This window comes from Amycolatopsis sp. NPDC047767 (genome assembly GCF_040704195.1).
Lineage (GTDB): Bacteria > Actinomycetota > Actinomycetes > Mycobacteriales > Pseudonocardiaceae > Amycolatopsis.
On sequence record NZ_JBEYSJ010000009.1, the window covers coordinates 110353 to 119575 of the forward strand.

At 68.9% G+C, this 9223-nt stretch carries 13 protein-coding genes; 1 reads left to right on the forward strand and 12 read right to left on the reverse strand.

Going from position 1 to position 9223, the window contains the following annotated elements; all coding sequences use genetic code 11:
- Positions 1–62 precede the first annotated feature (62 nt).
- The 11 genes from AB0878_RS18630 to AB0878_RS18680 form a co-directional block, all read right to left on the reverse strand.
- Positions 63–908 carry a hypothetical protein gene (locus AB0878_RS18630; RefSeq protein ID WP_366581330.1) on the reverse strand — a complete coding sequence of 282 codons (846 nt, stop codon included), beginning with the start codon at positions 906–908 and terminating at the stop codon, positions 63–65.
- Positions 909–1128: 220 nt separating this feature from the next.
- Positions 1129–1416: a gas vesicle protein K gene (locus AB0878_RS18635; protein WP_366581332.1), complete on the reverse strand. Its 288-nt coding sequence runs from the start codon at positions 1414–1416 to the stop codon at positions 1129–1131.
- Positions 1409–1594: a gas vesicle protein gene (locus AB0878_RS18640; RefSeq protein WP_366581333.1), complete on the reverse strand. Its 186-nt coding sequence runs from the start codon at positions 1592–1594 to the stop codon at positions 1409–1411. The genes AB0878_RS18635 and AB0878_RS18640 overlap by 8 nt, the downstream gene beginning before the upstream one ends.
- Positions 1591–2361, reverse strand: a complete 771-nt coding sequence (locus AB0878_RS18645; protein ID WP_366581334.1) for a GvpL/GvpF family gas vesicle protein — start codon at positions 2359–2361, stop codon at positions 1591–1593. The genes AB0878_RS18640 and AB0878_RS18645 overlap by 4 nt, the downstream gene beginning before the upstream one ends.
- Positions 2348–2704: a gas vesicle protein GvpJ gene (gene gvpJ, locus AB0878_RS18650; protein WP_366581336.1), complete on the reverse strand. Its 357-nt coding sequence runs from the start codon at positions 2702–2704 to the stop codon at positions 2348–2350. Before gvpJ (AB0878_RS18650) ends, AB0878_RS18645 begins: the two co-directional genes overlap by 14 nt.
- A gap of 3 nt (positions 2705–2707) precedes the next feature.
- Positions 2708–3037: a gas vesicle protein GvpO gene (gvpO, locus tag AB0878_RS18655; RefSeq protein WP_366581337.1), complete on the reverse strand. Its 330-nt coding sequence runs from the start codon at positions 3035–3037 to the stop codon at positions 2708–2710.
- Between the two features lie 6 nt (positions 3038–3043).
- On the reverse strand, positions 3044–3310 hold the full coding sequence (locus tag AB0878_RS18660) for a gas vesicle protein GvpG (RefSeq protein ID WP_366581338.1): 267 nt from the start codon (positions 3308–3310) through the stop codon (positions 3044–3046).
- A 4-nt stretch (positions 3311–3314) separates the two neighbouring features.
- Complete coding sequence (locus AB0878_RS18665; RefSeq protein ID WP_366581340.1) at positions 3315–4094, reverse strand: GvpL/GvpF family gas vesicle protein; 780 nt, start codon at positions 4092–4094, stop codon at positions 3315–3317.
- Positions 4095–4099: 5 nt separating this feature from the next.
- On the reverse strand, positions 4100–4492 hold the full coding sequence (gvpJ, locus tag AB0878_RS18670; RefSeq protein ID WP_366581342.1) for a gas vesicle protein GvpJ: 393 nt from the start codon (positions 4490–4492) through the stop codon (positions 4100–4102).
- Positions 4489–5628 carry an SRPBCC family protein gene (locus AB0878_RS18675; RefSeq protein WP_366581344.1) on the reverse strand — a complete coding sequence of 380 codons (1140 nt, stop codon included), beginning with the start codon at positions 5626–5628 and terminating at the stop codon, positions 4489–4491. Before AB0878_RS18675 ends, gvpJ (AB0878_RS18670) begins: the two co-directional genes overlap by 4 nt.
- Complete coding sequence (locus AB0878_RS18680) at positions 5625–6275, reverse strand: hypothetical protein (RefSeq protein WP_366581346.1); 651 nt, start codon at positions 6273–6275, stop codon at positions 5625–5627. The genes AB0878_RS18675 and AB0878_RS18680 overlap by 4 nt, the downstream gene beginning before the upstream one ends.
- 682 nt (positions 6276–6957) lie before the next feature.
- Between AB0878_RS18680 and AB0878_RS18685 the strand changes: the two genes are divergently transcribed.
- A complete protein-coding gene (locus AB0878_RS18685) occupies positions 6958–7098 on the forward strand; it encodes a DUF6766 family protein (protein ID WP_366581348.1) in 141 nt (46 codons plus the stop codon).
- 280 nt (positions 7099–7378) lie between these two features.
- Here the strand turns inward: AB0878_RS18685 and AB0878_RS18690 are convergent, their stop codons facing one another.
- Positions 7379–8878: an FAD-dependent oxidoreductase gene (locus tag AB0878_RS18690; protein WP_366581350.1), complete on the reverse strand. Its 1500-nt coding sequence runs from the start codon at positions 8876–8878 to the stop codon at positions 7379–7381.
- Positions 8879–9223 lie beyond the last annotated feature (345 nt).

Consider the following 9223-nt stretch of genomic DNA (forward strand, 5'->3'; position numbering starts at 1 on the left):
CGTGCTCCGTACTGCCGCCGGCGCGATGAGGCGTCGGCGGCAGTACGGATCCCGCCCGGGTGTCAGGCTCGATGCGCGCCGTCGGCGGTGGCCCTGGTTTGGGTCTGCACGGGCGGCGGCTGCGCGGCCGGTGCGCTCTGCTCCTGGCCGCCCGGTTTCTGCTCGGCCCGGTGCTTGGCGTCGGCGGCGTCCTGCGCGGCGCGCTGCTTGCCGATCGCCACGTCGGACCTGATGGTGTCGTTCTGTTCCCTGGCCTTCTCGTATCCGGAGTTGACCAGCTTCGCGGCGGCTTCGCGGCCGCCGATGCCGAATGCCAGTGCCGCGGCCAGCGCGGCCGCACCGACCAGGGCGACGTAGGTGATCGTGACGATCACCGGCGAGATCCCCAGCTGGGTGAGGATCATGAACACGGCGATGCCCATGATCATGGCCGGGACGAGGGTGCGAACGATCTTGCCCGTCGGCGTGTCACCCATGGTGCGGTGCACCAGGCCGCCGACCGCGCCGGCGACCGCGGCCGCGACGATGAAGATCAGCAACGCGGCGATCACGTTGGGCAGGTAGCTCAGCACCTGGTTCATGAACCCGGTCAACGCCGGAATGCCCAGCGTCCCGATGGCCGAGGAGATCACGAATAGCATGATCACCCAGAACACGACCGTGCCGACGAGCTTGGCGGGGCTGCCCCGCGGGGAGAGTTTCTCGACGTAGTTCGCGCCGCCGCCGGTCTTCAGCCGGTCGTCGACCTTCGCCTTCTGCAGGCCTTTGGTGATGGCCTTGTCCAGCAGTTTGGCGATGACAAAGCCGATCAGCAGCACCAGGAGCGCGCCGATCACCTGCGGCAGGTACCCCACGAATGTCGTGAACGCACTCTGCAGACTTTGCAGGATGTTGAACCCTGTGTTCATTGATCTTGTCCTCTCATGGACGAAATGCATTGCAACTCACGCGAGTTGTTCTTGCCTCAACGCATGAGCGCGTTATCCGGTATTGAAAACCCCGATCAGGTTGTATTTCCCCTGCGTACCCCGTTGAAGGCAGGTCAAACGCGCCGTTGTCACTCCACGGCGTATTTCGTTTCCCGGTCATTTTTTGACGAAAGGGGTTCCGGACAGCAAGCAGCGCGGGCTATTCGTCGGAAAGCAGAGACCCCAGCGGTCCGAGGTCGAGGTTCAGTTCCCGCCGGTCCAGCCCGAAGTGATCGCACAATTCGTCCATGCGCAGATCGAGGTACATCAACGTCTGCCCGATTTCTTCGACCTTGTCCTCGCCCAGATCCCCGTGGTCGACCCGGCGCAGTGCCTGGCGCTCCATGAGCTGGCGCAGCAGTTCCACCACCGTCAGCACCAGGCTGACGAGGCTGCGTTCCGCGGTCTCGGGGTCGGCGTTGATCCGGTTCTTCTGCTCGTCATTCATGATGGGGCTGCAATGCGGTGATCGACGTGATGAGGGTGCGCAGGGAAATGCGCACGAGATCGACGTCGGCGATCGACAGGGTGATTTCGCCGCTCACCACGACCCCGCCCGCGAGCACGCGGTCGAGCAGGTCGATCAGCGCGACATTGCGGTTCCCGGCACGCGCCGGCACAGTCATGGTTCCTCCGGTGAAGAGAACGAATACGGGGGCCACGGCCCGGTCAAGGTCACGGTCAGCACGGCGCTGTCCCGGTCCCACGCGGCCACCGCCTCGGCGAACTGCTCGGCTCGATCGGCGTCGACGAGGTACGCGCCATTGAGCACCATCGGCCCGTCCTGATGGGTCAGCGCCCGGCTCTGCGGCGGGTGGGTGCAGGCGTCAGCCGCCAGGTCGGACAGCGTGGCGTGGATGTGACTCGCCTGGTCTGCCGCCTGCTGCTGACGGTCTTCACGGGACGCGAGTTCCCTGCGCCGCCGCGCGAGGTACGCGACTCCTGCACCTTCGCCGGCCGTCGCGGCCGTGGTGGGCTCCGGATCGTTCCGCAGGAATGCCTTCACCCCCCACTCGACCCGGCGTGAGACGTGTTCGAGCGTCCGTTCGAAGTCGGCCGAGCGTTCTTCGACGGCAGTGCGTACCGAGGCATCGTCGTGGTAGACGGTCGCCAGCCGGACGGGCGCCACGGGCCCCCGCTCGACCAGTGCCGCGATCACCGTGTCGTGCGCTCGCGCCACCGTGGCCAGCCAATCGAGGTCCTCCAGGTTGCGCCGCAAGGCCTCCTCGCCGAAGGAGCCCAACGGCACGTCGCCCACCACGGCGACCAGCCTGCCCGCGGTGACGACCCGCGGGCGTTCGGCTGCGACGCCCGTGAGGCCGCCGAGCGCGGACGCGCCGGCTTCAGGCGTCACGGCGTAGAGCCACACGCCGGTCTCCTCACTCGCGTTCATCGTCCTCTCCGCCCGCCTCGATGGACTCCGGCGCCGCTTCCAGTTCGGCGACGCGCGCCCGCAGCAGCCGGTTCTCCTCTTGCAGCTTCCCGTTGTCACCGGTCAGCCACGGATCGCTCTCCCACCAGTTGATGCCGACCTCGCGGGCCGTCTCCAGCGAGGCGATCACCAGCCGCAGCTTGATCGTCAGCAGTTCGATGTCGAGCAAGTTGACCTGGATGTCCCCGGCGATGACCAGCCCTTTGTCCAGGACCCGCTCGAGGATGTCGCCGAGGTTCGAGGACTGGCCGCCTGGCGCCCCGAGACCGCCTTGGGACCTGCCGACCGGTTGTCCCGATACCATCTCTCAGCTCCCCTCGTTACCGGTGCCGGACTTCCCGCGCGCGTACCGCTTCGTGCGGCGGAACGCGAGCAGGTCGCCTTCGTCGTCCAGCTCGATCTCGTACAGCGCCAGGATGTCGGCCGACGAGGGGATGCGGTGCTCCTCGATCACCTCGACCTCCACGACCCAGCCGTCTTCGAGTGGCTCGACCGACGTGACGCCCACGGGTTCGTTCGTGATCAGCTCGTTCAGCTGACGCACCGCCGCGGCGGCCGCGGTCGAGGCGATCATGCCGTCCCGCTCCGATCGACGGCGGGCCGACGGGGCCCGGCCTTCACCTTTGGCGGTGGCCATCGGCCGTCACCCTTCCCTTTCGTCCCTTCGGCGCACGGGCCGGCTCGGCGGGGAGGCCGTGAGCCGGCTCAACGCCCGTTGCTGCACCTCGGCTTCTTCGTCGGCCGAAATCTCGCCGGCCGCCCGCGCCGCCTCCGCCGCCTCCAGCTCACGCCGGACCGACGCCGGGTCGTGCAGTTCTTCGTCGACCCGCCGCCGGATCAGCTCGCCCAAGGCGAGGACCCCGCGCACCGGTGCCAGCGGCAGGCCGAAGATTCCCGACAACAGACCCATGGCGTCACTCCGGCGTTCGCGTGACGACGAAGTCGTACGCTGCGAGCGGACCGAGCAGACGGACCCCGACACGGCCGTCCCATTCCTTCGCGAGCTCGCCGATCGCGGCTTCGAGGTCTTTCTCCCGGTCGGTCTCGGCCAGCACGGCCAGGTTCACGGCCTCCTCCTCGTGAGTCGGCTGCCGCGGCGCGAACTCCTCGACCAGGTCGGCCAAGGCGTCGGCCACCAGTTGCGTATCGACCGCCCGCTTCGCCTCGATCGCCTGGGTGATGTGCTCGCCCAGCGCCATGCGCTCGTTGCGGGTGGCCTCCTCCGGCTTGCCCCGGATCGCATCCGCGAGCCGTGCCATACCGTCGTTCTCGGACAGGATCTCCCGCAGGATGGCCTGCTCGTCGTAGCGCGCCCGGACGACGTACTCCGCCATGCCCTCCAGCTGTTCCAGCGCGGCGGTGAAGTCGTCGCGGTTCGCGTCGAGCAGCTCGTCGACCACGGCCCGCTCGTCCGCGACCACCGCGCCGAAGCGCAGCGGCAGCACCGGGATCTCGGCGGCCGCCGAGTCGAGCAGACTGGCGTGCGCCGAGAGATCCTGAGGCCGGCCCAGCGGTGCGTCCTGGGGGATTTCGCTGACCAGCGCCGCGATCGGACCGCTGTGCACTGTGGTCACCTCGGCGGGTGGATCTCCCACTCCGCGCGCGTCGTCGTCGATCTCGACGTCAGCGGGCAGGATGCCGTAGACGTAGATCGCGGTCTCGGTCTCCGTCCCGATGTCTGTTTCGGCGGCCACCGGCCTCACCGTCCTTTCCGGCCGCGGCTCACGGGTTCCTCATCGTCGTCGCCGAGGATGTCGCGAAGCTTGTCGCCGGCCGCGTCGAGCGCACCGCGGGTCTTGGCCTTGGCGCCGCCGGAGGTCACGTCCTCCAAAAGGTCAGGCAGGCCCTTCTGCTCGGTGCCCGAGATGTCGAGCCGGTTCACCGCTTCCGCGAACCGCAGGTAGGTGTCGACACTGGCCACCACGATCCGGGCATCCACGGTCAGCAGCTCGATGCCCACCAGGGACACCCGCACGTACGCGTCGATCACGAGACCCTTGTCCAGGATCGTGTCGATCACGTCGGCGAGGCCGCTCGAACTCGGGCGGTCCAGGCCACCTCCCCCACCGGACGGCTGTACGGCTGTCGTCATCGCTTGCTCCCTCGACCTCTGCCGGCGCCCGCACGGGCGCGGCCTCGGCGCGGCCGTTCTTCTTCGGGCTCCTCGTCGGTGTCTTCCTCGGCCTCGTCGGTGTCTGTCTCGTCGGTGTCTTCGGGTTCTTCTTCCTCCGGCTCTTCTTCGGGTTGTTCTTCCGGCTCCTCCTCGGACTCCTCGTCCTCGTCCTCGTCGGAACCGGTGTCGGCGGATTCTTCGTCCTGGTCGGGCGAGCTCTCGTCGCGGTCGGTGTCCTCGTCCTCCTGCTCGACGACCTCCCCGTCGTGGATCTCGCCGTGCCACCCCTCGATGTCGTCGGGGTTCAGCAGGTCTTCCATCATCACGTGCCGGCGGAAGTGCTTGAGTTCCAGCCGTGCCCGGCGGCCCTGGGCGCGCCAGATGTTGCCGGTGCGCTCGAACAGCCCCTGCGGGTGGTAGGCGAGAACCAGCACGACCTTGGTGAGGTCGGGCGTGAGCTCGTGGAACGTCACGGCGCCGTCGACATGGCCCTTCGCTCCCTTGGAGCGCCAGACGATCCGCTCGAAGGGCACCTGCTCCAGGATGTTGGCCTCCCAGGTGCGGTGCGACCAGAAGACCTGCGCTTTCCACTCGGTCTTCTCGTCGCTGACCTGTTCGACGTTGTTGACCTTCTTCATGAACGCAGGGAAGTCGGTGAACCGGGTCCACTGGTCGTAGACGAGGTCGATCGGCGCACCGATGTCGATCTCCTCGACGATGTTGGTGAGCTTGATCTTGTTTCCTTTCCCGCCGCCGCCGCCCCCGCCGCTGAACGCGCCCTTCACCTTCTCCGCGATGCCGGACAGGCCACCTTTGAGCGCGCCCTTGATCGCCTGGCCCTTGATGCTGCCGCCCTTGCCGCCGGTTACCGCTTCCATCAGGCCACCGCCCCCGCCTCCGGCGAAGTCGGTCAGCCGCCCGGCCGTCGAGGACATCTTTTTCGTCAGCGCGCCGGTTGCCCGGCTCATCGCCGCCTGGCCCAGCCCGCGGATGGCGTCGGTCAGCTCATTCGAGTCCCCGCCGGTGGCCTTCGTGGCGGTGTCGGTGGCTTTGCCGGCTGTGTCCGTCGCTTTGTCTGCGGTCTTTTTCAAAGTCTTGGTGACCACTGCGTTCACTTCCTCGTCCGTCGGACGGGCGAGCGTTTGGTGGCGGTGCGTGCACTGCCGGACCCTTCGCCGTCACCGGACGCCGCGGCCCGCCGGCCGGGCGACCGCCGCTGCCGCGGCCGTTCGCCATCGGTGTCGCTGTCGTCAGCGCTCGTGCGGCGGCTCGCCGCACGGCGGCGCCGGGGCTTCTCGGGCTCCGGCTCTTCCTCGGGCTCCGGCTCTTCCTCCGGTTCCTCCTCGGATTCGGCTTCGTCCTCGTCGGCGACTTCGTCCTCGTCTTCGGTCTCTTCCTGGGCTTCGTCCTCACCGTTCGGCTCTTCGTCGTGCTCGTCGTCGGCTTTGGACTTCTTGCCGCGGGTGAGCGCACCACCGTCCTGGAGGCGCTCGCTCAGCGACTCGATCCGCCCGCTGGCCGCCGTCACCGCCGCCGACTTCGCCGCGCTGAGCAGCTCGTCGCGCGCCAGCGACGTCAGCTGGCCGATCTCCGGGGACGTCCCCAGCTGCTTGAGGCCATCTTGGAGGAGCTTCGTCGGTGACACCCCGGCCTTGCCGCTCGCCCCGGCGGCCGCGATCATCAACGCGAGGCGCCCCTTCTTCGTCCGCCCCAGTAGATAACCGGCTGCGACGCCCAGCGCCATCCGTGTTCCTGCCTTCATTGCCGCTCCTCCTGACTCTTGCGGTTGCGAGGTCCCCACGCACAACCCGCACGCTGCCCCCGAAATCGACGCGAACAGGAATGTGACTTCGTCATCCAAATCAGCTACCCCCATCCTTCGGTGCGAAAACACGGGATCATGGAAAACGTGTTTCTTCCTTGCGTGGCAACGACAAAAAAGGCTCACGGAAGCGGTTTCGAAGATCGTTTCCCGTGATCTTCTTGGGAAAATCGCTTGAAAAATTCAATGATTCACGGCCCTGGGAAAAATGTGTGAACCGATGCGGCCCGCCCCGATGTCCCGGCTTTTCAACGCACCGTCCGGCTCGACTGCCGACTCCCGACGGCTACGGAAACGGTTGCGGCGCCGATGCTCCCCAGGTGTTGCCCGTCGTTCGCTGCGGGCCGTGTAGGGACTGCGGACCTTCGTGCCGGCCTGGTCCGGCCTGGCGGATTTCAACGATCACCAGCCGGCCCACGGCGCCCAGACGGTCGGGCTGGGGGAGTACCTCACGTCGTCGTCGTTCGCGGTGGCCGTCGCCGAGACTGACAGTCGGAGTATCTGTAGTTCTTCCTCTACGTGTTCGCGACGGTGTGGCTGGTGCAACGCGGTTCGCCGGAGTCGAAGCCCGCTGAGCAGGATCGGCCTGGAGAGCGACCGCGACCAGGTGCTGGGCCCCCGCGTGCGACCCTGCCAGAACTGGCAGTCGAGGTTCCTCGCCATCGGCTGTGTGGCCATCTTCTGCGTCTACCTCCGCCGGCGCGGCTCGCCCGAGCCGAAACCGGTCGGAACCGAACACCACGTCACGGACGAGTCAGGCTGATGGGGCGGCGAAGTCTTGCCGCCGGGGTCGGCGACCTGCCGCGTGATCGTCCCGAGGTGGGCACCCACGAAGCGTCCGGCGAGAGCTATGAGTGCGCGCGACCGCAAAGTCCTCGCGCCGACGACGACGAACCTTGACGATGCGGACGTAGTGCTGCGGCCGGGTGCCGGAACGTGCTCGGCGTCGTTGCCAGGGGAGGCCGCCGGGCCCGCGGCGTCGATCTGATCCGGTGCCGATGAGGACGCTGCGTGTCCGTGTCCCCAAGGTGACCCGCGGCGGCTCAGCGCTGATGGCGGCGCAACGGCCGGACGGCGGGGCCCTGGACGACGGCGCCGTCGGGGTCGAAGCGGGAGCCGTGGCACGGGCAGTCCCAGGTGTGTTCGGCGTCGTTGAAGGTCACCAGGCAGCCGAGGTGCGTGCAGTGCGCCTCGACGGTGTGCAGGTCGCCGTTTTCGGCGCGGTAGGCGGCGACGAGCTCGGCGCCCACCCGGACCACGGCGCCCTGGCCAGGCCGCACCTGGTTCAGGGAGCGGCCCTGCTGCAGCACGGACACGTGGTCGCCGACGAGGTGGCGGCCGACCTCGAAGGCGTCTTCGGCGAGGCTGAGCACCGAGCGCGCGTCGAAGCGGTTGGGGTCGAACAGGGCGGCGGCGGGGTGGTCCTCGCCGAGGATGCGGGCGGCGACGACCTGACCCGCGGCCGTGCCGCCGGTCATGCCCCATTGTCCGAAGCCCGCGGCGACCCACAGCGGGGCCGAAGCGGGCAGATAGCGGCCGGCGTACGGCAGTCCGTCCAAAGTGGACAGATCGTGCGCGGACCAGCGGTGCGTCACGCGGCGCAGGCCCGCGTGTTCGCCGGCCCAGGCGGCGAGGCGTTCGTAGCGCGCCTCGATGTGCGATTCGGAGCCCACGCGGTAGTGCTCGCCGCCGGCGACGACGGTCGGGGTGCCCTCGGCGGTGTAGGCGCGCACCGAGTGGTGGGTGTCGGCGTCGAGGTACATGCCCTCCGGCGCCTTGTCGCCGGCCGCCGGTCCCGCGACGACCAGGTCGCGCACCGGGTCCAGCCGCGCGAAGTAGAGCCCTCGGTCGAACACGGGGTAGTGCGTGGCGACCACGACCTCGTCGGCCTCGACGTCGCCCTCGGACGTCCGCACGACCCGGCCGCGCAAGTCGAGGCCCAGCGCGCGCGTGTGCTCCAGGACGGTGCCGCCCGCGCGTTCGACCTCGGCGGCGAGCCCGAGCAGCCAACGGCGGGGGTGGAAATGCGCTTGCCCGGCGACGCGCACGGCACCGAGGGCGGGCACGTCCAGCTCGACGTCTTTCACGTACGCCGCCGGGAGCCCGGCTTTCGTGGCCGCGTCGGCTTCCTTCTTGAGCTTGTCGACGGTCCCCGCCTGCGTCGTGTAGACGTAGCTGGGCGCGCGGGTGAACGCGCAGTCGATCCCCGCTTCGGCCGCGATCCACTCCAGCGCCGCGGACTGCGCCCCGGCGTAGGTCTTCGCGGCGTCCGCGCCGTGGCGCGCCTCGAGCTCGGCGTACTTCAGCCCGTGCTGGGCGCTCACCTTCGCCGTCGTGTGCCCGGATACGCCGCTCGCCACCCGGTCGGCCTCCAGCACGACCACCGACTTCCCGGCCCGCGCCAGCAGCACCGCCGTGGTCAGGCCCGCGATCCCGGCCCCGAGCACGACCACCTCGGCCCACGCCGGCGGCGGCCCCGAGCCGCGTTCCGGCGCGGGCGCGGTGTCGATCCACAACGACAGCGGGGCGGGCAAGTCCGTCATCCCCGGGTGGTTCCCCCGTGGAGTGAGCCCAAACCCCGGCGTCGGGCCGGCGGCCAGGCTTTCACCACCGACGGGCTCGCCGCGCCGTGAGACGGCGGGCTCGTCGTGGTGCCCGGCTTCGGCGCACCGGCCATGATTTCACCGGGGATTGAGTGCGGAAAGCTTGGCTTGATAGGCTTTTCGGCTTCTAATGACGGCCATCGTCCGGTGCCGGCAGCACCGGCGCGGTAGTCGAGTCCGGGGCTGAGGCGGTGATACCCACGATGAGGGTATGCCGAGCGCATCCGGCCGGGGGCCGGCGTGACACAGGAATTCGCTGGAGGAAGCGGCGATCCTGGCGCGTAG